The following is a 24,164-nucleotide window of genomic DNA, read 5'->3' as shown; positions in this document are numbered from 1 at the left end:
GAGTATGATAAAACAAAAAGATGAAATAATTATTTATAATACTGAAGATGGTAAAACCAATGTAAAATTATACGCGCAAGATGGTATGATATGGATGAATCAGCAACAGATTGCTTTACTTTTTGAGAGTTCTAAACAAAATATCAGTTTACATATTGCAAATATTTTCAATGATAAAGAACTGGATGAAAAATCAGTTGTCAAGAATTACTTGACAACTGCCTCTGACGGCAAAAACTATGAAATTACCTATTATGCGCTGCCTATGATTTTAGCTATTGGTTTTAGAGTTCGCAGTAAACGCGGCACACAATTCAGGATGTGGGCAAATCAAAATTTGACTGAATTTTTACATAAAGGTTTTGTAATGGATGATGAGCGCCTTAAAAATCCGGATGGAAGACCTGATTATTTTGACGAACTGCTAGAGCGTATTCGCGATATACGAGCATCGGAAAAACGATTTTATCAAAAAGTTCGTGATTTGTTTGCTCTTTCTTCTGATTACGATAGCTCGGATAAAGCAACTCAAAACTTTTTTGCTGCTACTCAAAATAAACTCATTTATGCAGTTACACATAAAACTGCTGCTGAACTTATTTTAAGCCGTGCTGATAGTTCAAAGCCTAATATGGCACTAACGAGCTGGAAAGGATCTATAGTGAGAAAACAAGATATCTATATTTCAAAAAATTATCTTACAAAGGATGAGCTTGATATCTTAAATCGAATTGTCATTATTTTCTTAGAAACAGCTGAATTGCGTGCAAAGATGCGCAAAGATTTGACAATGCTTTATTGGAAAGAGAATTTCGATAAAATTTTGCTTGATAATGGGTTCTCGCTGTTAAATGACAAAGGTGGTCGTTCTCATCAACAAATGGAAAAGAAAGTTGAATCCATATATCTTGAATTTGATGCAAAGCGCAAGACTTTTTATGCTGCTGAATCAGATAAATCGGATAGTCTTGAATTGGCGGCATTGGAAAATTTAGAAAAACAGCTAAAGGCAAAAAAATAAATAAAATTTTTAGAGGAACACACTATGACAGACTTTCGCACTATTTTTGAACAAGCTTATCCCGGGAAAGACACGATATATGAAGAGATAATCCTTCCTATTTTCAAAACAGCAAAAGATTTACGGAAAACTACGCCGATTGCCTTAGCAGAATCCGATAAACAGACTATTTTACAAGCTTCAATCATAGCGCAAGTTTCAGGTACCTTTTTCATAACATTTGCCGATGTAACAGTGCAGTCTTCGGTACACTTAAAACGCAGCCGAGTGAGTATTCAAAACTGTATCCGTAAAATTATGGAAGATAATACATCCGCTCTGATCTTTTTCCATTTTGCTGATAATTTGAATGAGTGGCGGGTAAGTTTTGTGCACCGAGCAGAAACTCTTAAAACCAGCACCAGCGCAAAGCGGTATACTTATCTGTGCGGAACAGAACATCCTTGCCGAACTATCGCAGAGCGTTTCCAGAAACTGGCAAAAAAAGCCGACGATAGCGATATAACCGTAGCAGATATGTTAGATGCATTCAGTGTGGAAGCGCTGAGTAAAGAGTTTTATAAAGCACTCTTTAACTGGTATGAATGGGCTTTAAAACTTGTTACATTCCCAATCGGAGAGACGACAAAAAATACAAAAGGCGGTTTTAATGTTAAACAATCAGGGGATAACAACGAAATAAATCTTATACGCCTTATCACGCGGCTGATGTTCGTTTGGTTTATTAAGCAAAAAGAACTGATCCCCTCATGGATTTTTGACATTAACGAATTGAAAAATATCCTTACCGACTTTAATCCGAATAATAAAAAATCGGGCAATTACTACAATGCGATTATTCAAAATCTTTTCTTTGCAACTTTAAATAGAAAGATAGAAGACCGTGCTTTTGCGGATGATAAAAGCAAAAGCTTTAATAAACAATTCGGAGTAAAGAATTATTACCGCGATAACTGTAAAAAAACTTTCTTTAAAAAAACGAATAAAGAAATCATTGACCATTTTAAATCGGTTCCTTTTTTAAACGGCGGTTTATTCGAATGCCTTGATGCGCTTAAAGATGATGAGAATAAACAAAAGAATATAGAAGTATTGAGGGACGGATTCAGCCGTGAGCCGTATTGGATGGCGTTTATACCGAATCATCTGTTTTGGCAAGAAGATGATGGGGGACATGAGGGGCTTATCCATATTCTTAACCGATATAATTTCACTGTAGAAGAAAATACTCCGAGTAATGTGCAGATCGCCCTTGATCCTGAATTGCTCGGTAAAGTATTTGAAAACCTCTTAGGTACATATAATCCCGAAACGAGCAAAACGGCCAGAAAAGGTTCCGGTTCGTTTTATACGCCTCGCGAAATTGTCGATTTTATGGTTGATGAATCGCTCAAAACATACCTTTTACAAAATGTAAAAGGTATGACAGATGACCAGACAAAGATTCTTTTTGACAACAATATCGATTCATATAACGAATGCAATAAAGAAGCGATCATAATAGCAGTTAAAAACGTCAAAATATTGGATCCTGCCTGCGGTTCCGGAGCCTTTCCTATGGGCGCTCTTCATCGAATGGTGCAAATCATTCAAAAGTGCGGCGGTATAAAAGACGATGAAAAGTCGGTTTATCAACTGAAACTTTCATTAATTGAAAACTGTCTGTACGGAGTTGATATCCAGCCGATTGCCGTGCAAATTTGTAAGCTCAGATTCTTTATAAGTCTTATTTGCGAACAGGAAAAAAATAATAGCATAGCAGCTAACTACGGCTTTGATCCGCTGCCGAACCTTGAAACTAAATTCGTTGCGGCAAATACATTAATCAGCAAAAAGCAAAGCGAACAATCTGCCTTGTTTGAAGATCCCGAAATTAACAAAATAAAACAAGATATTAAAAAAGTACGTCATGCACATTTTAATGCGGCTACAGCAAAAGCAAAAGCTGAATGCAGAGAAGAAGATAAAAAATTACGGAAATCTTTAGCAGACTTACTCGCAAAAGACAGGATATATAATCAAGAAGAAGCCAGGCAACTTGCGGCATGGAATCCGTATGATCAAACTACTGTTAGTCCGTTTTTTGACAAGGAATGGATGTTTGATATAAAAGACGGCTTCGATATCGTTATAGGGAATCCTCCGTATATATCGACAAAAGATATTCCCGCAGAAGCAAAAAAAATGTATGAGGCAGAATTCGGATTCAACGATGACACATACAATCTTTTTACATTTAAAGGGCTAGAGCTTACCAAAAACAATGGTTCATTGAACTATATTATTCCAAAAACTTTCTGGACAACTCAAACAAAGCGAAATATGCGCAATTTAATTCTTGATAAAAATATTCAATATATCTTTGATACCGCAAATCCATTTGAGACAGTTCTTGTTGATACGTGTATTATTCAAATTTCGAATACTCAGTTCGAAAAATCAAATACTATTAAATTTATTGACGGATCTGAAAATCTACACAAGCCAATAATATTTGCACCCGTTCTGCAAGAAATATATAGAAACACCCAAAATATGGTAATTTTTAAACCTACAGAGAAAAACTTAAAAATCTGGCAATTATATGGAGCCAAAGTAAAGGAGCTTTATGATCAATGGTGGAATAAAATCGAGACCAGTAAAAAGATTGCAGAAAATGCAGTTGAATTGAAAAAATATCGCGAAAGTTTAAAACCTGGTGATATCGCGCTTCTTGGATGTCTGACAGAAGGCGGTCAAGGGCTTGCTACTGGAAACAATGGTAAATATATTGCTATACGAAAAAATTCAAAATGGGCTGACACTGTTATAGATGGCAGACCTAAAAAGTTAATAGCAGCGATGAAGGCTGAACCACTATTGGCAAAAGAATTAGGCAATATAAATCCTAAAGAATATTTAACAAGTCTTTCTGAAAGTGAAATAGCAGAAAAATTTGATTCCATAAAAGAAAAATATGGGCGTGATATTTTTGGACAAGGTTATATTTATAAACTCATTGAGGAGGAGGAAATTGCAGATGTAGAAAAACTCACGGATGATGAAAAAGAAAATGGGATTGATACAAAAAAGCCCTTCTATGTTCTATACGACAAAGGTGATAAAGATGGAAATCGCTGGTACTTGGAAACACCTTTTGCAATTGCTTGGTCTAAAGAAAATGTCCAATTTTTGAAGACGGATATTAAAGCACGATATCAAGGATATACGTTCTTTTTTAAGGAGGGATTTTGTTGGAATAATGTTCTAAATCCTAAAGCAAGATTACTCAAAGTTAAAATGAAATCTGCGTCGGTCAATGATGTTGGCTCAATGTCATTAAGTACTTTATTAGAAAATATTCCGAATTATTATCTTGTATGTGTCTTGAACTCCGACTTTATATTCGATTATTATCGAGAATTTATAAATTGCACTGTGAATATTCAAATAAACGATATCAGGCAGATTCCTATTATTATACCGACTAAAGAAAGTTTAAAAATAATATCTAAAACCTTTCAGAAAGCTATAGACTTAAAGAAGTCCGTGGTATCTGGTATATCCTTTGAGGAAAATAACGCTCTCGAAGAAATTGAAAAGCAGATTAATACATTCATTAATACTTTATATGCAATATAATTCTTCAACTAGTTTATCAAGTTGTTGTTGAATAGGAATTAACATCTTATCAGAAGCGTATACAGATAGCCCGGATAAAAACTGGTTTCTTTTTATTTCAATTGCTTTCTCATAGATATACTTGAACTGTAATAACTGTTTATTATTTGGAATTATAAGAGGAATTTGTCTTGCATCATTGATTTGAAATGTTTGTGTATTATTTATAAAAACATCTACATAATTGCTCATAAAAGTTGAATTAATAACACTGATAATAAAATATTCTGGAACAGTATCAAGTAGTCCATACATACTCATACTTTTTACGTCATTTATACTCTTTGTTTTCAGTCTGCATTTTAAAAAAGTTGTATTAATGTCAGTCCAACAAAATCCCTCCTTAAAATTAAACTGAGGATTTCTAACGACGGGCATTCCGACACCTTTTTTGCCTGAATTAGTCTTCAAAAATTGGAGGATATTTTAGGTCTAATAAATACCTCGTATCCATGTATCATTTTCTTTTTTTTCCGGCAATCTAATTTCAGTATAAGCTAAATAGCGATATAGCGTACCTTTTGCAACACCAATTATTTCGGCAATTATCGGAATACTTACACCGTTATTATATTGTCTTAAAATAAAGTTATGGTTTTGCAAACATTTTTTATTGAGATGAACATTTCTTGATCCTGTTTTTCTTCCTAATATTACTCCTTCTGCTTTTCGCAGTTTTAACGCCTCTTTCGTCCGTTGGCTAATCAAATTCCGTTCTATTTCTGCACTCAAACCAAACGCAAATGCCAACACCTTACTCTGTATGTCATCGCCGAGCCGATAGTTGTCTTTAATCGTCCAGACCCTACATTCTTTTTTCATACAAATGTTGAGGATTTCCATAATCATAAACAAATTACGTCCAAGACGAGAAAGCTCAGCGCAAATGATTAAATCATCTTTTTTGATTATCCTTAAAAGCTCCCCGAGCTTACGCTTATCATAATTTCTTGTTCCACTAATAGTTTCTTCAATCCAGCCATCTACACTCAACTTTTCCTGTTTACAAAAATTGGTAATTTCAAATTTCTGATTTTCAATCGTCTGCTTATCCGTGCTTACTCTGATATATCCGTATGTCATACTGCTTCTCCAATCAAGTAATATAAACGCCAGTATATCAGTTTTCATTTTAATTGGATGTAATATATGTATGGCTCCCTTAAGACGGTCGCCTGTACGGTGAGCGTACCGGCTTTGTTGCATCGCGAATGGCCCAATCTTCGAGTGCCTCATCTGAAATGCGCGGCATAAAGCGCTTTTGTTTTACTGTTTTCATAGAAGAACCGGCTCCGACGGATTCGTTCCACCAATTGTATAAATGTACATTCGTTTTTACACCTAAAAAATCATAATCTTTTTCAAGAGAAATAAAACCGATGGGATCGTACTCGTAAAATTTCAATTTTGAATCGGCAGTATTCGGATGCGTTTCGTACGGAAGCCAGTTTTGCGGAATATAATTGTTTCCGATTATTTTTTTATAATTGCTCGGCATTCCATACGCGTAAAGTAATTTTGTGTTGGTATCAACTGCCCACATTAAATTGTTAAGATAATTTTCAAAATATCCGCCTTTTGCTGCATAAGCTGTAAATTTAAAGAAGATAAAACGTTTGAGCATCTCCGCTTCAGTTGGATCATCATACAAAGGCAACTCAAAAGGATGAACTCCCTCTATGCGGTAATAGGTTACATCATTCAGCTTATTAGTGATGCTGAAAAAAACGGCAGTGCCGGGAACTTCGTCTTCATGGTAACGATATGTTTTATTCGCCTTCCCCCAACCGTCATCAGGAAGACAGGGTTCCCATTGGAAATCGGGATTAAACAGCACTTCAACTGCCGGAGCCGAACCCTTGGATGGCGTCGTAATTTTTGCCATGTGGATAAAGAATTCTCCCAGTTGTGCTTTCTCATAAATGCAATCGGGATTGTTGGGGTCTGGTATAGCCGTATTTTCCGTCTGACCAAAAAGAAAAGAACTGAAAAATATAAGATAGCTGAAAAAAACAATACGATTTAGTTTCATACATGAGCCTCGCTTGAAAGAGATAGATTGCAACATGTTTTTGCAAATTAGAGAAACCTCTAAAAAAGTTGTTTCGTAGAGCCTTTCTATTGTGTAAACATCATTAGAGCGTAAAAAACAGAAAATTGTCAAGAATTGGATTGAACCATTAGGCTCTATTATATGACGAACCGATGTCAAGTTCTTTCCTGTATTTTGCAACGGTACGGCGAGCAATGGAAACCCCATATTTCTCCTGCAATAGGGCGGAAATTTGTTGATCTGAAATCTTTGAGCCTTTTGCACTTTGTTCGATCAGTATCTCTTTAATACAATCTTTTACCCCTTCTCGTGTTGAGGGGATACCGGTTGATACGAAAGTATTGGATTTCGAAGAAATTTGAGGCTGTACCGCTACCGAATTGGTAAAAAAGTATCGAATTTCAAAAGTACCCCACTGGCACTGTACATATTTCCCCGCGACAGCCCTTGATACAGTAGATTCGTGGATATCTAGTTCTCTTGCTATCTGTTGCTGAGTCAGTGGAAGCAGCTGCCTCTTATCACCGGTTAAGAAGAAAGCTTCTTGAGCCGAAACAATTTTACGCAGTACATCGACAATTGTTCTTTCTCGCTGGTTTAAACTTCCGATAAAAGCTTTCGCTTTTTGAATTTGCTCCTTTATATAGGTTTTATCGGTGGTATCTTTCGTATGGCTTATTAAGTTCTGAAATTCAGGCGAGATGGTAAGAAGCGGCACTTCAAAATCATTTATTTTTATACTGAACTCTTGGTTATCTCGTTCGATGGTGGCTGTCGGAACAATATACTCATCAGGTGTTATATCTGTGGTGAGACCCCTTCCCGGGAAAGGATTAAGTGAGGCGATTAGAGACAAAATATCTTCCGCATTCTCTTGGGTTAGTTTATAAGGAATTGCCGGATCTTCATTGACGGCACGGGCGAGTGAATATGGACGAGCTTTTTCCAGATAAGCGAAATGATTTGCTAAAATATCGATAGTATAAGCATAAACAGGGTCGATTTTGGTCTTCTTGTGGAATAATATCTTTGCTTGAACTAAAAGTGCTTGCTTAAAATCCTGCGTTGCGCATCCAATAGGGTCAAGCTGTCGAATAATCGATAATGCATGACATATTTTATGCCGTGTAAAAGCAATGCTTTTTTCGCCTTTATTTTTAGAGAGCTCCTCTTTAAAAAGTTTGTTTAGCGGAACGACATGGAAACCGTCATTCGTTAAATTTCCAATAATTCGTTCGGCAAAAGAGAGAGTGAGCGGATCCAGCTTGTGGATAAATAGTTGTTCCAAAAGGTGACTTTGTAAGCTCTGCTGCTGAGGCGCCGGAATATTTTCTAAGAAAGTCTGGAATACGTCGCTTGCTTCCGTCGAAAAGGCTGACGATGTTCGGTCGTTGCGGTAGTACGGTTCTTTACGTTCGAGCAGTTTTGTCTGATCTGTTGATGTAGGAGGTATTTGTTGTGTTCCGTGGACAAGCTCTAAGGCAGGATTTTCGGCAAGCTCTTCCGCAATTCTTTCTCGAAGTTCGACGGTCGGCATTGCCAATATATCCAGCGATTGGATTTGACTTTGACTCATCCGCTGCTCAAGCCGTTGCCCGAGCGTTTGCCCCATCTGCTGCATGGTTACCGGCCTATCCGGAAGGCACACCCGATCGAGCAAGTACAACCGCGTAAAGACGTGCCTGCGGAATTGGGCGGTGTATAGGAGCTTGGCTTAGTTGAGGTGATGTCATTATAAATAATACTACTACCTTCCATTGTTATACAATACTGATAAAAAAGATTAATGAATACTAAAAGGAACGGCAAGCAGTTCCAATGTAACCGGAGATTACCGTGCATTGCCCATCCGCCGCCCAGAATGTCAATATATCGCATATTAGCAGCATGGTGGATATCTTCTGCGAAAGCTGTAATATCGGCAGTAAGGTGAAAATCCGATAAAAGCGTTAGTTTATGAGGGAGCGTTGCTTCAAAACCGACTCCTATTGCGGGCATCATTACTTGTTGACGGTATGATATTGCCGATCCTATATGCGGCATCCTAGGTAATGCCGGACTCCACGGTTCATACGTTCCGTCAAACTTTTTTTCTGCATATTGCAGATAGCCGCCGTAAGAATGCCAGCTGATTGTTGAGTAGTAAAAACTGAGCATCGGTTCTACTGTCACTGCAATACCGGCGCTCCTCATTGCTGCTGATTGCGGCATCGGCAACTGTAAACCGAGTTTTGCCATCCAGCTTAGCCCGTTAATAATTGTACAGTTATGTTTGGAAAATTTGGTTATTCCCGTCTGCGGAGGAGTCGTCAGAATCCCCTCAAAGTCCGAATCGGTCATGGGTGCGGTAGCCATCGGCTGCATAAATGAAATATTCCCTTCAAGATGAATCCCTTTCGGGAAATATACGCCGCCGTGAATCGTATAAGAAGCCGAAGGTGTAAGCGGCCATTTTAGATCACTTAGAATGGCATCATAACGGCACACATACTCGCGGCTTTCGGCAATCATGGTGTTGAACGAAAATGCGATAAATCCGCTTACCGGAAATTTTTTTGTCTTGTCAGCAGTATCGAGAGGCTTTGCGCCTTGGGCTAAAAGTATTGGTGGTAAGAGGAAAAAAATGATAAAAAATATTGAAAACAAGCGACACGGCCGCATAGCGGAACTATAGTCTTAATTTGTAATCTACTCAATATCCTAGGGCAGGCGAAAAAAATTATAAAAGCGGCTTGATATGTAATCAAAAAATGATTATCATTTATGTGTGTACAGGATAATTCAAAAAAAGCGGATAACAAAAGCAGTAGAAAAAATGCCCCAAAAAGTACAAGAACTATACGCCCAGCTTATCCTTGATTTAAAAGAATCGGGTCCCGTACAAATAGGCTGGCCTAATTTTAGTTCTTTAGGCAAAAACAAATATCATTGCCACTTATCCTATCATTGGATTGCATGTTGGGAAGAAACAATTAAAGGTATTGAAATGGAGGTATATTATGCTGGTTCACGTGAAAACGCCCCTTATTAAAATTGAAGGCGACATTCCGCCCGATTTATTGGCATTTGTAAAAACACAATACAAACATATTTCCGTTGAATATGACGAAGACGATGAATACGAAGAAGTAACAGAGACTGAATGGTTTAAAAACATTCAAAAGAATATGACTCCCCAAAAGACCTTAAAACTTTTAAGAACCCGGGATAACCTTACACAAGCTGAACTTGCCGAAAAACTTTGTATCAAGGTACAAAATGTTTCCGGTATGGAAAGAGGCGTCCGTCCTATCAGTGTCGCTATGGCAAAAAAATTGGGTACCGTATTTAACACAAACTATAAAAAATTCTTATAAGACATCGACTTCAGCTCTTAAAAATCAAGTAAAGCTATCAGTTTGATAAGTCTATATACAGAAAGGAATAAAACATCGGGCAGGGGGGATTTGAACCCCCGACTTCTTGGTCCCGAACCAAGCGCGCTACCCCTGCGCTACTGCCCGTTTGTGTGATTATATCTTAACGATTATAAAAATAAAAGCTCACCACTTGCGCGGTGAGCTTCTTCGGGAGCGACGGGGCTCGAACCCGCGATCTCCGGCGTGACAGGCCAGCGCGATAAACCAGCTTCGCTACGCCCCCGTAATGGCGGTAATAATATACCCATTTAAATAAAAAGTCAAGGGGAATATTGGGAAATTTTCTCCGAAGCTTCTTTAATCATAAAACCAATCGCATTAACAATGAAATCCCGATAAAATTGATTGCCGTGATAATAAGGGTAAGTTCTATCACAAACCGCTTTTTAAACAAAGATAACAGCATAAACAAATTTTTTATATCCATCATCGGGCCGTATACTAAAAAACCGAGAATTGAACCGGAGGGAAATCTGTTTAAAAAACTGCGGGCGATAAAGGCATCGGAGGTGGAACAAGCGGAAAATACAAAAGCGAAAAGCATCATCACGAGGAGTGAACCTGCCGCACTGCCGCTTGTTATGCTGAACAATTCCTGAGGCACAGCCGCGCGTATCAGGGCGGTGATAAATGCACCGAGGATTAAAAAAGGGCCTGTGGTAAAAAATTCCGAACAGGTGTGCATCAATAGGGCGTATACCTTTGCTTGCAGCCATTGCACTTTGCTTTCTGCAGCGGTGGCACCGAAATTGTCCGATTGAGGTTCGCTGCGGCTGTTCTGTACACTTGTTCTGCCTGTTGCAAGGCGAAACGCGGTATCCACGCCGCCAAAGGTATGCGGCTGCATGGACGGTTCTCTATCAAAATCTTCTTTTAAATATTTTTCTTCGGGATAAAACAGCAGTAAAAGCCCAATCGCACATGCAATCAGCAGGCCGAAGCATAGCCGGTAGAACGCTACCGACGGCTGTTGCGGGAAAGCGTACAGCGTCGAGACAATCGAAATAGGGTTGACGATGGGGGACGCAAGCATAAAAGTAACCGCGATAGGCATCGCGACGCCTTTTTTAATGAGGCTGCGCATCAGCGGAACGGCAGCACATTCGCAAACGGGGAACAAGGCTCCGGCAAAGAGCGCCGTTAAAAAGCCGATCCCGTATTTTTTAGGAAAAAGCTTGATCAGCAGCCGGTCAGGAACAAAAGCGTATAGCGTCGAGGACAAAAGCGCTCCCAGCAGCATGAACGGCACCGCTTGCAACACGATGCCGGTAAAAACGGTATGTATGGTAGAAAAAAATGCCTGCATATAAAACCTTTCTACAACCCGTAATAATACAGGCAGGTGTCGAGGTTGCCGCTCTTTAACGGCCGCTTTTTGAGCGTAATGCCTGCACGCAGGAATATGTCCGCGAAAGCCGGTTTATCGGTAATAAAACCTAAGCGCCAGTTTTGAAACTCGTGCGGAATGGACGTCATTTTTTCGTAGAGCGCGGTTGCTTCCTGTTCATCCCCGAGGCGGTCTCCGTAAGGCGGATTGGAAAGAAGCACTCCTTCGGGATACGGCGCGGCAAGTTCGCTAAAATCAGCTTGGATAAATTCGGGGCGCGGGATACGGTTATCTTTTCCAATCCGCTGCAGCGCTTTACCTGCAAGCATACAGGCGCGCTCCGCATTGGTTTGCGCAAGCCGCACCGCCTCCGGATCGTTGTCGGAACCGCTCACCCGTACCAAGCAATCCGTGCGGATATTGAGTGCGCCGCACCGGCGTTCTTCTTCAATAAGCTGCCGGTTTTTTTTAGATGAATAACAGGCAAAGGTTTCAAAGGCAAAGTTGCGGCCGATTCCGGGCGGAATATTATAGGCATACCACACCGCTTCAATCGGGATGGTACCCGACCCGCAAAAAGCGTCGTGCAGCGGCAGCTTCCGTTTCCATTGCATACACTGCAACAGAACAGCCGCCAGCGTTTCCCTCATCGGCGCCGCGCCTCCGCTTAAGCGGTATCCCCGCCGGTGCAGCGGTTCTCCCGAAAGGTCAAGCAGCAGATACACGCGGTTATGTTCTATATATATGCGTATACTGTACTCTCTCCCCGTTTCCGGTAATACATCCATCTTCCATGCGGAACAGAGTGCGGTGCATACTGCCTTATGGACAGCCCGCTGCACTGCATGTTCGGAGGCGAGTTTGCTCTTAAAGGTTCTCACCTTGTCTACCGTTATCTTGGAATCTTTGGAAAAAAACCGCTGCCAATCCACCGCGGCAACGGCGTCATACAACGTATCGAAGTTATCAGCGGCAAATTCTTTCAGGACGAGATAGAGCCTGTCCGCAGTGCGGAGATAAAAGTTTGCACGCATGATGCTTACAACTTCCGGCTCCTTCAGCGTAGGGGTAAAAAAAACACGTCCCGGCAATCGGTTAACCGGTTTAAAGTCTAACAGTTTTAATTCATTTGAAAGGATCGGCTCGGCGCCGACTGCGCAAAGCGCTAAAAATTCAAGCATGAAAGGACTATATCGATTTTTTTTGCTTTATACAATTGGAGGAACGAACAAATTTATATATTGACATAAACCGCTAAATGTTTCAAATATAGTAGGTCATCTCTAAAAGTTCGCTTATCGGCTAAACGTTTTTTAGAGGTGCCCTATAACAAGCTGAAGGGGGCGCGATGCGTCAGTGAAAGGGTGCGAAATTTCAATCGAAAATGTGTCAAAAACATTTGGTGATTTTCATGCAGTGGATAATGCGGTTATCCACATTAAGCGCGGGGAGTTTTTTTCGCTGTTGGGGCCTTCCGGCTGCGGAAAAACAACGCTGCTGCGCATTATTGCCGGATTTGAACAGCCGGATTCGGGGATTATAACCTTTGATGGGCTAAATATTGTCGGCATAGAAGCTCACAAACGGCAATCGAATACCGTTTTTCAAACCTATGCGCTCTTTCCGCACCTGTCAGTGTATGAAAACGTTGCCTTTCCGCTTAGGATTCGCAAACGCCCGCAGGAAGAAATTGATCGGCAGGTTAAAGAATATCTGCATTTGGTGCAGCTTGATGCGCATATCTACAAAAAGCCATCCCAACTTTCCGGTGGGCAGAAGCAGCGGGTTGCCATTGCCCGTGCGCTGATTAATGAACCGCGGGTGCTGCTCTTGGATGAACCGCTTTCCGCATTGGACGCAAAGTTACGGGCAAATCTTTTAATTGAGCTTGATAAACTGCACGACCAAATCGGCATTACCTTTATTTTTGTAACGCATGATCAAAGCGAAGCGCTGTCCGTTTCCGACCGTATTGCAGTGATGAATCAAGGGAAGGTGCTGCAAATCGGTAGTCCGTATGAAATCTACGAACAGCCGGCTACAGCTTTTGTCGCAAAATTTATCGGCGAAACAAACCTCTTTGATGCAACCGTGGTTGCGTGCGAGCCGCATACGGACGGCTTTATGGTTACGCTTGACACACCGGCGCTGGGAACTTCGGTTAAAATTACCGACTACGATAAAACCGAAGTGGGGCAGCCGGTATGCTTTACCGTGCGGCCGGAAAAAATCCGCATCTCGTTGGAAAAGCCGTCTTCTTTGACAAAGGAATTGAATGTTTTCCGCGGGGAAGTTGAAGAACCGGTGTATTCCGGTTTTCAGTCTAAGTTTTTTGTAAAGTTGGAATGCGGTACGGTGGTACAAGTTTTTAAGCAGCATCAAAATTATCTTGAAGACGGGCCGGAAATCGAGTGGAAGGATACGGTATATGTTTCGTGGGCGGCCAATGACGGCTACATCGTCGAAGATTTAACATAAAGGTATATAAGACTATGGTACAAGATCATTCTCGGCGGCGGTACGCCTTTTTGTATACCTTTCCGATGGCAGCATGGTTTACCGTCTTTTTTGTGCTGCCACTTCTCATCATCGGCGTGTATAGTTTTCTTCAAAAAGGATTATACGGCGGAGTTGTACGGCATTTCACGTTCAGCGCATATATACAGCTTTTTACCGCAAGCTACGGGCTATTATTTGTGCGGACGCTCTGTGTCAGTATTGCGGTAACGCTGATTTGCATCCTACTGGCGCTTCCCGCCGGATATGCAATTGCACGGAGTAAGCATCAGCTGTTCTTTTTGTTTTTGATTATCATTCCTTTTTGGACAAACTCATTGATTAGAATTAATGCATGGATTTCGATACTCGGTACTCAAGGCTTCCTCAATGGGCTTTTAAAAAAACTGCACCTCATTACGGAAAGCATTCCGTTTTTATATAACCGGCAGGCGGTGATACTCGTGCTGGTATACATGTTTATCCCGTATGCGATTTTTCCGATTTTTTCGGCAATCGACAAGTTTGACTTTTCGCTGTTGGAAGCGGCACGCGATCTCGGCGCTACTAAAACAGAGGCTATCTTTAAGGTCATGCTGCCGAATATCCGTGCCGGAATCCTAACCGCCGTTATCTTTACCTTTATTCCGGTATTCGGCTCTTATACCGTACCGCTCCTTGTCGGCGGTAAGGATTCTTATATGATCGGTAATCTGATTGTCGATCAAGTAACAAAGATCCGCAATTGGCCGCTCGCCTCAGCCTTTTCGGTGCTTATTACCGTCGTTAGCGCTGCCGGTGTCCTCTGGATGATGTACGCCAGCTTTAAGCAAGAAAAGCAAGCCGCAAAATAGTTCAGTTTAAACTACGTGCGAGCCGGATGCCAAGATAATTGGCGCGGCGGTACGGGTAGTACCAATCGTTGCGGGAAACCGTGCAGTTGTATGCTTCGTTGCGGAAGGCACCTCCGCGGTCAACCCGTGCAGGTTCTTCAACTGTAGTAGGACGCGGCTCTCCGTGCGGATCTTCTTCTATTGTTTCGGTTATGTTTAAAGCGGCTGCCCAATCATAGCACCATTCAGAAACATTCCCCGACATATCATAAAGTCTGAGACGATTCGGCTTTTTTATACCGACGGCATGGGTCTTTTGCCCGCTGTTGCCGAGATACCACCCGTATTGGTCGAGATTTATATCGGTTTTTCTAGTATGAAAGTCCGATGGATCAAGCGGCGTACATTGCGTTCCTGCAAATGCGTACTTCCATGCATCGATTTTTACATTACCGCCGCGCGCCGCAAATTCCCACTCAGCTTCCGTCGGAAGCCGGAAACCGTTACTAGTTTTATCAAAAATAACTTTATCCCATTCCGCGCGTTTTTCTTTTGTTGTATCTACATCGGGAATTTCATCATATTGAATCGTTTCCCAACCAATATTTTTATTTTCAATGCGGTAATACGGTTTAAGTCCCAGTTTTAAGCTTAGTTTATTGCAAAACACAATTGCATCGTACCAGTTGACTGTTTCTACAGGGCGCAATTTTTGGTTATCGCCGGTTTTAAAGTTGCTCGGATTATGCCCCATAATCGCTTCGTACAATTCTTGTGTTACTTCATACTGCGAAAGTGCAAACGGACTGAGTTTGACCTTTCTACCTTTGAGGAATACTCCTCTCAAAAGATATAGTCCGGGTATGTAAGTGTCTTCACCACCGTTGCAATATGTCTTCCAGCTTGAATCATCGTCCATGAAGATTTCTGCTTTTGTGCCTTTTGGGACGATTTCTATAAAAGAGGTCTTTGCGAATGTTTTGCCGTCAAAGCTTATATTGCTCACGGGTACTCGTTCCGTCATACCGTTTTTACAGGAGGTTAAAACTCCGAATATCGCCAGCATGCTGAATAGCACCGGCAACCCTATAATACATAAATGCTTTAAATAATGTTTGTTGTGTTTCATAGTACTCCGCAAGCCTCCTTATTTACTTTTAAATATTTCGGTAATAGGAATCTCCATAGCACCCGGCATAAATGAAACACGGAGTATCAGTTTACCGTTTTCAAGTTTTCCGTGAACTGTTACATTGTTTAATGTAATAGGGTCTCCTGTCTCTTTAATCGCCTCAACAGAATCCGGCCCGTACTTCAAATAATATACAGCACCTTCTTTGAACACTTTAACGCCGGGAATATCAAATGGGTTAATACCCATCGATGGTTGAGAAACAAAACGGTGCATCTTAACCTTTACCCTATGCGAACCGGCTGCATTTTTCTCGATACCGATTTTCGGAGTAATTTCATTACCCGCGGCATCTTTTCCGCATGTTCCGTGCCCCCGTCCCCATTCTCCTTCTTCTCCGACCAAATAGTCGAATGTTCCGGCATATGAAGCAACTCCTTCCCAGTCCGCTTCCGGTGCAGCGGGAGGTACATCAATCGTTATATCCTGAATACTTGAATCAAAGTTTATCGGCGGAGGAGTGGTTTTGCGACGAATATTAGTCTGCTTTTGCATAGGTACGCGGTTATTCGCCATCTCTTTAATATTGGTAAGCCCGTCATCGGTAAGCAAAATAGTTATTCGATTCAGTGAATCTATACCGAGTAGGACGGTCATGGAGGCTTTTGATTTGTCTCTTGCCATCATTGCATCGTAATTTAAGGCGCCGAACCAATAGAGCGTGTAATTTGCTGTCGACTTTTTCTCGGCAAAATAGTAGAATTGATTGACATTTTTCCCGTTTACGCTCATGTTCCAAGCGCTCCTGTTATCATTGTACAGGATAAGAGACGGCTTTAAAGTATTGCCGCTTGAAGCAGTGATATTTCCATAGAATGTATAACCGTAAATTTCGGAAATATCATAATCTTTAAGCTCCGGAGCGCTTTGAGCGCCTTGCTTGCAGGAAACAAGTAAAAAAAAGGTTAGCGTTGCCAATACGGCCGCGGATACCTTCCATCGAAAAAAACACTGCATGTTTTTCATAAAACCTCCTTAAATTTTTATACAAAGCATCTAAGAGAGAACCCTAAAAATTGAAGTTTTTAGATGTCCCTGTTTTAGTTTCTGAACGTATATTTCCCTCCGACACGCAAGACAATACCATCGGTTAGGCCGTAATATTGTTTTTGCGTCTCTTTGTTGGTTCCCTTTATAAAGTGGATATTGTTAAGCATATTGTCCAAAGCGGTATAAATTTCCAGTTTTCCATCTAAAAATTTCTTTGAAATATCCAAGCCGACCATAAGGTAGTCCGGTGTATAGTACGCACTTTTTGCCGTCAAAAGCTGCGGTGAATTCCATTGCATACTGAGACTGATTTCCGTTTCGATAACGGGAATACGGTATGACGTATACGCAGTTACCCGATGATTAACGCGCAGGGCAAGGTCTTCCCAGCGGGCAGTAGGTGCATCAAAGAACTTTGCCCCCGTATAGGCATATCCGATTTTTATTTTAAATCTGTCCAATTCCGTCCCTGCCGAAAAATCACCGCCGTATGTCATCGCTTTATCTACATTTCGATACTCACGGATTTGCGGTGAAGATAAGCGGTCGATAACGACACTGTCAATCAAATCGAGGATGAAGTTGAAGTACCCACCGATGGAAAAGGTAAAAAGATTTTTTACATTCTGCTCAAGTCCGATATTAAAGCTGTGGGATTTTTCGGGAACAAGTTTCGGATTCCCGTAAAGAATAAAATTTCCTAAGCCGGGCGCATAGTTATGCCGGAAAATCCAGTATTTTTCTTTTAAAGACGGAATTTTATACCCCATTCCGTAGCTGAACCTCAGTGCGGTGGTTTCGACCGGATTGTATTTCACACTGAATTTCGGCGTTCCCATATAGATAGTGCTGCTTCCCTGAATACCCGGAGCAACGGTAAAACGGGCGCCGGGGACAAGCGTCAGTTTTCCGTCAAAAAGCGAAATCACATCCTGTACAAACAAGGCTGTTTCCAATGCATACTTCCGTTTTGCAAAGGCTGTTCCGCTCATCGATGTAAGTGCTGCATTTACACCGAAGGTCAAATCGTTGATAGAATTCGGTAACCAGTGCGCACGTATATCAAACTCGGCATCAAGGGCATTGGAGTGTGTCCTTTTTGAAGATGAATGAACACCCGCTTTGACATTATAGATGGTATCCAAAACGTATAATTTTCCGACAATAAAGCTGTCAAGATAAAACTTTTCACTGTTAATGTATTTTCCCGTAATGCCTAACTCTCCACGTTGAGATGCATAGGTCAGCTCGGAGCCTTTGTCAAACCCTGTTTTTGTGAAATTGCTTACCTGCTTCGAACCTGTGTACAATCCGTATACACCGACGGAACCCCACGTGTCTTTCCATGTAAATGTATTACGGACAAAACCTTGTAATTTTTTAGGGTTTTCGTAATACGTGATTTTTCCGGCAAGCGCATCGTGTACAGGCCGTTGTTTACCGGGATTATAATCGAAACTTCCGATCAATATATTTGAAATATGTTTGCTTGTAATAGAAAGATTACCTGCTGTATAGTTTTTCCATCCTAATATTAGCGGCATAAAACCGATTTCTTCGGTAACGCTGCCGGCGATTTTAACTTTCGGTTTCTTTTGTTTTTTCGCATTTTCTTCTTCAGAATTATTTTCTCCGGAATCAGGCTCTTCGCGCTTTGTTATGATATTGATAACCCCGCCCATTGCCTCGCTTCCGTATAAAACAGAATCCGCACCCTTGATAACTTCGATGCGTTCTATGTTTTCAACGGGAATCTGAAAAATCGGCGTCGCGCCGGATATATCGGTTGAAATGCTTACTCCGTCTATCATGATTTTTACATACCCGCTACCCAGTCCCTGCATGGTTACGGACTCATTGGCATTGCCCGCCGTAGCGGCGCTTACCGTAACATCAGGCAACGTTTTTAAAGCATCACCCACCGTCTTGGCGCCGGATTTCCGTATGTCTTCATTTGTAATTGTACGCTTTTGTTCGACAGACTCGTCGATTTGTTGTTCAATCTTATCTGCACTCACCGTAATGACATCGTCTTCCGTTTCCTGTGCAAACAAAAGAGATAGGGAAAAACATACAATGCAGAAAATAATACATCTTTTCAAATTTCTACCCATTTTTAGTTAACATTGACTAACTTATAGTTTAAATGAAATTTTATTTTTATGCAATAGGGGTGATTCTCATTTTACATTTACAATTGGTAATAGATAATGTGTAATTAAATCGGTCAAAAGATAAAACGCGCGCAGAGCAACATGCTTGTTTAGCCTCCCCCCTGCATTTAGTTTAAAGAAAAATCCATGACAAAAGAAAGGGTCATCGCACTCATACCGCTTTCCATTTTTTTAAAAGGCGATGCTTTTTTGATGGCGGTAAGACATGCTTTGTTTAAAATTTCGTATTCGGACGGTTCAAGGATATCTGTTTGGGCAAGTGTACCGTCAGGATTGATGACAATGCGTACGCGTACTCTTCCTTCAAAACCGTTTGAACGTGCGGTATACGGATACGTTTTTTTTGAAGCGATGCGACCAAGCGCATAAGATTTATATGTTGCAACCGCTTTCGCATCCTGCGTATGGGAAAATGAATCTTCAGCGCCTGTAACAGCAGCGGTATTGTTTGATTCACTTTCGCCGATATCGGACGCCGAAGTATCATCGGGCGTTTCTTCGGTAGGTATTTCAGCTGGTTCGTTCGGAACCTCAGCCGGCTCCGGTACGGGAACCGGTTCGGCGGACGATGCCGGAATTGTCGGCACTTTTTTAGGCTGTACGGTTTTTTGTACGACAGGCGGCGCTTTCTTTGAAAGTCGTTTGACGATATGCACTTCCGACATCGCCGTATTGGAAACATTCGATGGCGCTGCAGCGCTTCGAATGTTCCACACAGGTAAACAAAACAATACGCCAACAAGCGTCATCGTACACAGCGCGGAGCTAATCCAGCGGGTCATGCACAATTCCAATGCGGCTGATTCCTGCCGCCTGTATTTTTGTCAGTATCTGCACAATGCGTTCAAAATCGACGGTTCGCTCGCATTCCAGCGAGAGTGCAAGTTCGGGATTCTGTTCATAAAGGGCGGCAAGTGTGGCTTGCAGGGTTTCAAGTGTAATAGTACTCCCGTCCAATTCTATTGCATTTGCAGTAACAGCGAGGACTTTTGTAGTGTTCTGTTCTTGCATTGTGTCTTCACTCTGCGGTAAATCGAGCGGCAAGGAGCTTCTTTTAAATTGAGTAGACACCATAAAAAAAATGAGCAAAATAAAAATGACGTCGATAAGTGATGTGATGTTTACAACCAGTTCTTCCTCGCGGCTGGATAAAAAATCGAGTTTATGCATCACTGCGCTCCCTGTTTTGCGGCGCTGCTTCTTCGTACTCTTCACCATACAGCTCAATGAGCATCATACGCTTTTCGATAATACGTTTAAACATACGGTAACACAACAGCGCGGGAATCGAAATGATCATCCCGAATGCAGTCGTAAGCATTGCTTCCCAAATACCGCCCGATAAATCTTGAATATTTACTGCGGCGCCTACCTCCGCCATCTTTGAGAACGAACCGATAAGTCCGGTAACAGTACCCAACAAGCCTATCGACGGCGACACCGCACTGATAACATTGAGCAGCCAAAGTCCTCGGTTCATTTCATAATAGAGAAGCGTGCTTTCTTTGATAAGTTCTTTTTGTTGCTGCGTTTTCGGAAGCTCGGAAAGTGTTGCTGCTTTTGCTTGCAATCGTTTAAGCACATCGTTTTTAGAACCCTTGCGCGTTTGAAAAAAATATATGCTGCGTTCAAGGCATTGGCAAAAACAAAAGCACAAGATAGCAGCAAGTACCCAGTTGAGAGGCCCGCCTAAATTAATAAATTCAATCAATTTCATATATTTATTATACCTGCCGATTTTTTACAAAAAATCCCAGCATAAATCAATACCCCCGACACAAGAAGCGTTCGTACGGAAAGGAGGCACCCCAATTTATAAAGCTTTTACTTCTTCTTGCGAGAGTCCGACAATTTTGCAAATATCACCAAGCGGATAGCCCATAGCAAGCATCGTTTTTGCTGTTTCAAGCTTTGCTTGACGGGAGCCTTCGGTGAGACCGAGGTTTTTACCTTCATCAAAGGCATCCATCAGGGCTATGGGTAATATGTGGTATTCTTTCCGTGCTAATTCGTTGTGTTTTACCGTCTGTATCATCTGCTCGATCCTCCTTGTGTAATCGGTTGTTGCTTTACCTGTTTTCACATACTGTAAAAAACCTTGTAACTCTTGATTGTCTGTTCTTTTAAATGCCTTTGCATTCTCAATATAATCTTTTTCGTATCTTTTGCAAATATGCGGGTATCTGCGTTGTCGCTTAACAAAAAACAGTCCTCGGCGTACAGCAAGTACGCCTGCGGGTGTTTTTTGTACGCTCCTAGCATCTACTCCGCCTATTTGCAAAAGGCTAACGGAAAGGCTTTTTTCGAAAAGTCTGGTTCAGCAGCGGCATGGATGCCGCTGGTTCTAGCAGCAGCGATGTTTTGCCGAATGGCAAAACTCGTGTTTTCCGATAGACACGGACGTCTATCGAAAAACACATTTCAATGTCGTAGGATGTACCGTCTTCATCTTTTACCAGTACATCAAGACGGACGGTTTTTGCGCCTGAATTGGTCGTAACCGTATTCTGAGACGAAAGATACGTGATTTTATCGATCTGTGCACTAAAGAGCATTTCAAGAAATGGCCGGCACAGCGATTCGTGTTCCATGACTTTACAAAACATAAAGTCATCAGCAAAGGTAAGTTCTTCAAAGGGTTTTCTAGTCATTCACACCTCCTACAGTCCTTATGCGACTTTTGGAGGAAAATGGTTTGAAAAATGGCGCAATTCTTAGTTAATTGCTTTTACTTCTTCTTGCGAGAGTCCGACAATTTTGCAAATATCGCCAAGCGGATAGCCCATAGCAAGCATTGTCTTTGCCGTTTCAAGCGCTTTTTGGCGGGAGCCGTGAGCCTCCCCTTCAACAAGGCCGAACGATTTGCCTTCAGCAATGCCGACCTTTCTTCCGTCGTACCGTGCACCTCGTTCACGCGTATTTACTAACATATATGCCCTCCGCACGAATAAAAATTTTTTTGCTCTTTATCAAAAAAAGAACTTGCATAAAACCGCAAAAATGTTATACTTCCTTTACTAGTTAGCTTAAACTAACTAAAATCATAAGGAGTTTCAAAATGAAAACTATGTCTAAAAGTGCAAAAAAATTTTTTGCTGCAGCTGCTTGCATAGGTATGCTGCTCGTCTGTTTTGCGGGTTGTAACCAGCTCAATGGGGGCAACCCTAGCAATCCGCAAAAATCTTCCGAAAAGAAGCTGATTGAATTTATGTTCGCAGAAGCAAAAGTTGACGGTTTACGCGGGGATATCTACGGCAAAATCGATGAGGGAAACAAAACCGTATTGATAGAAGTACCGGCAAAAGTACCGACGGGGGGTATAGATATAACAAAACTCAACGCATCCTTTAAAATCAGTGATAAAGCGCAACTTCTTGTCGGCGAAGCCGTACAGGAAAGCGGCAAGACCAAAAACGATTTTACTACCGGCGTAACTTATACCGTTAAAGCGGAAGACGGAACGACGCAAAATTATACAGTGACGGTAAAAGAAGCCGAAGAAAAGGAATTTTCAGCCCTACCGGCGGAGCAGCAAACGGAAATTAAAAGTTTGTACGGCTATTATTGGGCGGACGACGGCAACAAAGGTGAGTGTCCTGCAATCGATGCTGAAAGACTTGCCGTGTATACAACCATGGAATTTATGAGTATGGGCTTTACAAACCTCCGCTGGAGCAGAGTTTCGTCTTCTATGTGGGTATGTTATTCGTATGCTGAGGACGACACGGATTATGAGAACAAACGGATTATCTTTACATTTGTAAAAGACAATAACGGTACACTAAAGGTGTTTGACACAATTGTGCTGATGGATGGGACGTATGGACCATATGTAAAAGGTAAAGAGCCCGATAAGTTTGAAGAAAGTGGTAAAACCTATTACACCTATGATAAAAACGATCCTAAATCTCCTAAGCTGTTTGAACCAACGATGAAGTAAGATAATAATCAAGGCATCCGCATCGGGAATATTTTAGGCGGATGCCTTTTTTGAAGGAGGAATGATAAAATGAAAAACAGTATAAAAAAATATATGAATATTAGTATTGCCGTTTGCGTAGGATGTGCAATCATCATGTTGAGCGGCTGTGGCAATTTGACTGACAACAAATCAGTAGAAAAAGCTACAAAGTCCTCAGAGAAGAATCTTATATCGTTTTCATTTAAAAAAGATATTAATAATTGGCTGAGTAAGGATATTGATGGCACTATCGATGAAGCATCGCACACGGCCAGCATAATGGTGCCAGAATCCGCTTACAAACAGATAGATCCCGAAAAAGAAAAGAAAAAATTTAAGGCAAGTTTTACGGTAAGCCCAAAGGCAAAACTGTATAAAGGTACGGCAGAACAACAAAGCGGTGTAATGGAAGACTTGTTTATTAAAGATAGAGAGTATAAAGTTGTTGCCGAAGACGGTTCGTCACAAATATATACAGTGTATATAAAGGTTGAATATGAAACGCCGGCGGTAGATCCTGCTGATGCTGAAGCGATAAAGAAATTTTACGGCTCGTATTCTGGTAAGCTTCATTTTGATAATAACTATTATGATATATGTGTCGTTTACGACCAAGAAAAGTTGATCAGCTATTCTCAGGCGATGAGCGCAGTATATACAAACATGCAATGGGAAAAAGTTTCCGAAACCGAATGGATTTGTAAAACATATCGTAAAGAGGATTTTAAACGGGAAAAGATAAGAAATACCCTAACGTTTAAGCTTGGTGCGGACGGTAAAGTCTCCTGTAAACTAGTCGTAAACGCGATGGGGAGTGCCCCTAGCAATGATATGGAAAAAGGCGCCGATTATATTTGGGCTCCCGATGACGGGAAAGGCTTTAAGGCGCCGAAGGAATCTTAAAATTCATCATCTGCTTGAAGGGAGTCTCTTAAAATTCTGCCAAATTTTGCGAGGCTCCCTTTGTATTTTTGCGAGCAAGCTGTCCATGCAGCGATGTAAAAACACTAAAAATTGACAAAACGCACTGCATCTCTT

The 24,164-nt window shown here is 41.3% G+C and carries 22 protein-coding genes, 2 tRNA genes and 1 pseudogene; 8 read left to right on the top strand and 17 right to left on the bottom strand.

Annotated features, from left to right (window positions below):
• The first annotated feature begins 4 nt into the window (after positions 1 to 4).
• Positions 5 to 1,021 (top strand): RhuM family protein, encoded by a 1,017-nt coding sequence (rhuM, locus tag ABH09_RS12455; protein WP_253714653.1) that lies wholly within the window; start codon positions 5 to 7, stop codon positions 1,019 to 1,021.
• A 24-nt stretch (positions 1,022 to 1,045) separates the two neighbouring features.
• Positions 1,046 to 4,642 (top strand): Eco57I restriction-modification methylase domain-containing protein, encoded by a 3,597-nt coding sequence (locus ABH09_RS12450; RefSeq protein ID WP_253714652.1) that lies wholly within the window; start codon positions 1,046 to 1,048, stop codon positions 4,640 to 4,642.
• On the opposite strand, the gene ABH09_RS12445 is transcribed toward ABH09_RS12450, so the two are convergent.
• From ABH09_RS12445 to ABH09_RS12425, 5 genes are all read right to left on the bottom strand, one after another.
• Positions 4,628 to 4,942 carry a hypothetical protein gene (locus tag ABH09_RS12445; protein WP_253714651.1) on the bottom strand — a complete coding sequence of 105 codons (315 nt, stop codon included), beginning with the start codon at positions 4,940 to 4,942 and terminating at the stop codon, positions 4,628 to 4,630. The two genes, ABH09_RS12450 and ABH09_RS12445, sit on opposite strands and share 15 nt — an antisense overlap.
• Positions 4,943 to 5,113: 171 nt before the next feature.
• Positions 5,114 to 5,764, bottom strand: coding sequence for a master DNA invertase Mpi family serine-type recombinase (locus ABH09_RS12440; RefSeq protein WP_162664616.1), 651 nt, complete (start codon positions 5,762 to 5,764; stop codon positions 5,114 to 5,116).
• A gap of 79 nt (positions 5,765 to 5,843) precedes the next feature.
• Positions 5,844 to 6,713, bottom strand: coding sequence for a hypothetical protein (locus ABH09_RS12435; protein WP_253714650.1), 870 nt, complete (start codon positions 6,711 to 6,713; stop codon positions 5,844 to 5,846).
• Positions 6,714 to 6,861: 148 nt separating this feature from the next.
• A complete protein-coding gene (rpoN, locus tag ABH09_RS12430) occupies positions 6,862 to 8,394 on the bottom strand; it encodes an RNA polymerase factor sigma-54 (protein ID WP_253714649.1) in 1,533 nt (510 codons plus the stop codon).
• Positions 8,358 to 9,380 carry an omptin family outer membrane protease gene (locus ABH09_RS12425; RefSeq protein WP_253714648.1) on the bottom strand — a complete coding sequence of 341 codons (1,023 nt, stop codon included), beginning with the start codon at positions 9,378 to 9,380 and terminating at the stop codon, positions 8,358 to 8,360. The genes rpoN and ABH09_RS12425 overlap by 37 nt, the downstream gene beginning before the upstream one ends.
• A 169-nt stretch (positions 9,381 to 9,549) precedes the next feature.
• On the opposite strand from ABH09_RS12425, the gene ABH09_RS12420 reads away from it, so the two are divergent.
• Together ABH09_RS12420 and ABH09_RS12415 are read left to right on the top strand one after the other, a co-directional pair.
• Positions 9,550 to 9,765 carry a hypothetical protein gene (locus ABH09_RS12420; RefSeq protein ID WP_253714647.1) on the top strand — a complete coding sequence of 72 codons (216 nt, stop codon included), beginning with the start codon at positions 9,550 to 9,552 and terminating at the stop codon, positions 9,763 to 9,765.
• Positions 9,734 to 10,090 (top strand): helix-turn-helix domain-containing protein, encoded by a 357-nt coding sequence (locus ABH09_RS12415; protein WP_253714646.1) that lies wholly within the window; start codon positions 9,734 to 9,736, stop codon positions 10,088 to 10,090. The genes ABH09_RS12420 and ABH09_RS12415 overlap by 32 nt, the downstream gene beginning before the upstream one ends.
• A 75-nt stretch (positions 10,091 to 10,165) precedes the next feature.
• On the opposite strand, the gene ABH09_RS12410 is transcribed toward ABH09_RS12415, so the two are convergent.
• From ABH09_RS12410 to ABH09_RS12395, 4 genes are all read right to left on the bottom strand, one after another.
• A tRNA-Pro gene (locus tag ABH09_RS12410) sits at positions 10,166 to 10,237 on the bottom strand.
• A gap of 64 nt (positions 10,238 to 10,301) precedes the next feature.
• Positions 10,302 to 10,376, bottom strand: a tRNA-Asp gene (locus tag ABH09_RS12405).
• Between the two features lie 78 nt (positions 10,377 to 10,454).
• Positions 10,455 to 11,459: a permease gene (locus ABH09_RS12400; protein ID WP_253714645.1), complete on the bottom strand. Its 1,005-nt coding sequence runs from the start codon at positions 11,457 to 11,459 to the stop codon at positions 10,455 to 10,457.
• Between the two features lie 11 nt (positions 11,460 to 11,470).
• The gene (locus ABH09_RS12395) at positions 11,471 to 12,661 is read right to left on the bottom strand and encodes a THUMP domain-containing class I SAM-dependent RNA methyltransferase (RefSeq protein WP_253714644.1); all 1,191 of its coding nucleotides are present in this window, start codon (positions 12,659 to 12,661) and stop codon (positions 11,471 to 11,473) included.
• A gap of 175 nt (positions 12,662 to 12,836) precedes the next feature.
• Here ABH09_RS12395 and ABH09_RS12390 point away from each other — a divergent pair, with 175 nt between their 5' ends.
• Positions 12,837 to 13,958, top strand: a complete 1,122-nt coding sequence (locus ABH09_RS12390) for an ABC transporter ATP-binding protein (RefSeq protein WP_253714643.1) — start codon at positions 12,837 to 12,839, stop codon at positions 13,956 to 13,958.
• Positions 13,959 to 13,972: 14 nt separating this feature from the next.
• Complete coding sequence (locus ABH09_RS12385) at positions 13,973 to 14,830, top strand: ABC transporter permease (protein ID WP_253714642.1); 858 nt, start codon at positions 13,973 to 13,975, stop codon at positions 14,828 to 14,830.
• A gap of 1 nt (position 14,831) precedes the next feature.
• Here ABH09_RS12385 and ABH09_RS12380 read toward each other — a convergent pair whose 3' ends face one another.
• The 8 genes and pseudogenes from ABH09_RS12380 to ABH09_RS12340 all read right to left on the bottom strand — a co-directional run bounded on the left by ABH09_RS12380 (position 14,832) and on the right by ABH09_RS12340 (position 22,095).
• Positions 14,832 to 15,938, bottom strand: a complete 1,107-nt coding sequence (locus ABH09_RS12380; protein ID WP_253714641.1) for a formylglycine-generating enzyme family protein — start codon at positions 15,936 to 15,938, stop codon at positions 14,832 to 14,834.
• 18 nt (positions 15,939 to 15,956) lie between these two features.
• Positions 15,957 to 16,967, bottom strand: a complete 1,011-nt coding sequence (locus tag ABH09_RS12375; protein ID WP_253714640.1) for a hypothetical protein — start codon at positions 16,965 to 16,967, stop codon at positions 15,957 to 15,959.
• Between the two features lie 74 nt (positions 16,968 to 17,041).
• Positions 17,042 to 19,093 (bottom strand): TonB-dependent receptor plug domain-containing protein, encoded by a 2,052-nt coding sequence (locus ABH09_RS12370; protein WP_253714639.1) that lies wholly within the window; start codon positions 19,091 to 19,093, stop codon positions 17,042 to 17,044.
• A 179-nt stretch (positions 19,094 to 19,272) separates the two neighbouring features.
• Positions 19,273 to 19,947 carry an energy transducer TonB gene (locus ABH09_RS12365; protein ID WP_253714638.1) on the bottom strand — a complete coding sequence of 225 codons (675 nt, stop codon included), beginning with the start codon at positions 19,945 to 19,947 and terminating at the stop codon, positions 19,273 to 19,275.
• Complete coding sequence (locus ABH09_RS12360; RefSeq protein WP_253714637.1) at positions 19,931 to 20,335, bottom strand: ExbD/TolR family protein; 405 nt, start codon at positions 20,333 to 20,335, stop codon at positions 19,931 to 19,933. The genes ABH09_RS12365 and ABH09_RS12360 overlap by 17 nt, the downstream gene beginning before the upstream one ends.
• On the bottom strand, positions 20,328 to 20,882 hold the full coding sequence (locus ABH09_RS12355) for a MotA/TolQ/ExbB proton channel family protein (RefSeq protein WP_253714636.1): 555 nt from the start codon (positions 20,880 to 20,882) through the stop codon (positions 20,328 to 20,330). Before ABH09_RS12355 ends, ABH09_RS12360 begins: the two co-directional genes overlap by 8 nt.
• A 96-nt stretch (positions 20,883 to 20,978) precedes the next feature.
• Positions 20,979 to 21,816 (bottom strand): annotated as a pseudogene (locus ABH09_RS13100) (hypothetical protein).
• Between the two features lie 63 nt (positions 21,817 to 21,879).
• On the bottom strand, positions 21,880 to 22,095 hold the full coding sequence (locus tag ABH09_RS12340; protein ID WP_253714634.1) for a hypothetical protein: 216 nt from the start codon (positions 22,093 to 22,095) through the stop codon (positions 21,880 to 21,882).
• A 128-nt stretch (positions 22,096 to 22,223) separates the two neighbouring features.
• On the opposite strand from ABH09_RS12340, the gene ABH09_RS12335 reads away from it, so the two are divergent.
• Positions 22,224 to 23,105: a DUF5018 domain-containing protein gene (locus ABH09_RS12335; protein ID WP_253714633.1), complete on the top strand. Its 882-nt coding sequence runs from the start codon at positions 22,224 to 22,226 to the stop codon at positions 23,103 to 23,105.
• A 69-nt stretch (positions 23,106 to 23,174) separates the two neighbouring features.
• On the top strand, positions 23,175 to 24,029 hold the full coding sequence (locus ABH09_RS12330; protein WP_253714632.1) for a DUF5018 domain-containing protein: 855 nt from the start codon (positions 23,175 to 23,177) through the stop codon (positions 24,027 to 24,029).
• Positions 24,030 to 24,164 lie beyond the last annotated feature (135 nt).

The sequence above is a fragment of the Treponema sp. OMZ 803 genome (genome assembly GCF_024181165.1).
GTDB lineage: Bacteria > Spirochaetota > Spirochaetia > Treponematales > Treponemataceae > Treponema.
The sequence above is the reverse complement of the archived record's forward strand: the minus strand, read 5'-3'. Positions and strand labels throughout refer to the sequence as shown.

Excerpts from the sequence above, each read along its gene's own strand:
- rhuM (WP_253714653.1), top strand. The coding sequence starts at position 5 with ATGATAAAACAAAAAGATGAAATAATTATTTATAATACTGAAGATGGT.
- ABH09_RS12450 (WP_253714652.1), top strand. The coding sequence starts at position 1,046 with ATGACAGACTTTCGCACTATTTTTGAACAAGCTTATCCCGGGAAAGAC.
- ABH09_RS12445 (WP_253714651.1), bottom strand. The coding sequence starts at position 4,942 with ATGAGTATGTATGGACTACTTGATACTGTTCCAGAATATTTTATTATC.
- ABH09_RS12440 (WP_162664616.1), bottom strand. The coding sequence starts at position 5,764 with ATGACATACGGATATATCAGAGTAAGCACGGATAAGCAGACGATTGAA.
- ABH09_RS12435 (WP_253714650.1), bottom strand. The coding sequence starts at position 6,713 with ATGAAACTAAATCGTATTGTTTTTTTCAGCTATCTTATATTTTTCAGT.
- ABH09_RS12420 (WP_253714647.1), top strand. The coding sequence starts at position 9,550 with ATGCCCCAAAAAGTACAAGAACTATACGCCCAGCTTATCCTTGATTTA.
- ABH09_RS12415 (WP_253714646.1), top strand. The coding sequence starts at position 9,734 with ATGCTGGTTCACGTGAAAACGCCCCTTATTAAAATTGAAGGCGACATT.
- ABH09_RS12400 (WP_253714645.1), bottom strand. The coding sequence starts at position 11,459 with ATGCAGGCATTTTTTTCTACCATACATACCGTTTTTACCGGCATCGTG.
- ABH09_RS12395 (WP_253714644.1), bottom strand. The coding sequence starts at position 12,661 with ATGCTTGAATTTTTAGCGCTTTGCGCAGTCGGCGCCGAGCCGATCCTT.
- ABH09_RS12385 (WP_253714642.1), top strand. The coding sequence starts at position 13,973 with ATGGTACAAGATCATTCTCGGCGGCGGTACGCCTTTTTGTATACCTTT.
- ABH09_RS12380 (WP_253714641.1), bottom strand. The coding sequence starts at position 15,938 with ATGAAACACAACAAACATTATTTAAAGCATTTATGTATTATAGGGTTG.
- ABH09_RS12375 (WP_253714640.1), bottom strand. The coding sequence starts at position 16,967 with ATGAAAAACATGCAGTGTTTTTTTCGATGGAAGGTATCCGCGGCCGTA.
- ABH09_RS12365 (WP_253714638.1), bottom strand. The coding sequence starts at position 19,947 with ATGACCCGCTGGATTAGCTCCGCGCTGTGTACGATGACGCTTGTTGGC.
- ABH09_RS12360 (WP_253714637.1), bottom strand. The coding sequence starts at position 20,335 with ATGCATAAACTCGATTTTTTATCCAGCCGCGAGGAAGAACTGGTTGTA.
- ABH09_RS12355 (WP_253714636.1), bottom strand. The coding sequence starts at position 20,882 with ATGAAATTGATTGAATTTATTAATTTAGGCGGGCCTCTCAACTGGGTA.
- ABH09_RS12340 (WP_253714634.1), bottom strand. The coding sequence starts at position 22,095 with ATGTTAGTAAATACGCGTGAACGAGGTGCACGGTACGACGGAAGAAAG.
- ABH09_RS12335 (WP_253714633.1), top strand. The coding sequence starts at position 22,224 with ATGAAAACTATGTCTAAAAGTGCAAAAAAATTTTTTGCTGCAGCTGCT.
- ABH09_RS12330 (WP_253714632.1), top strand. The coding sequence starts at position 23,175 with ATGAAAAACAGTATAAAAAAATATATGAATATTAGTATTGCCGTTTGC.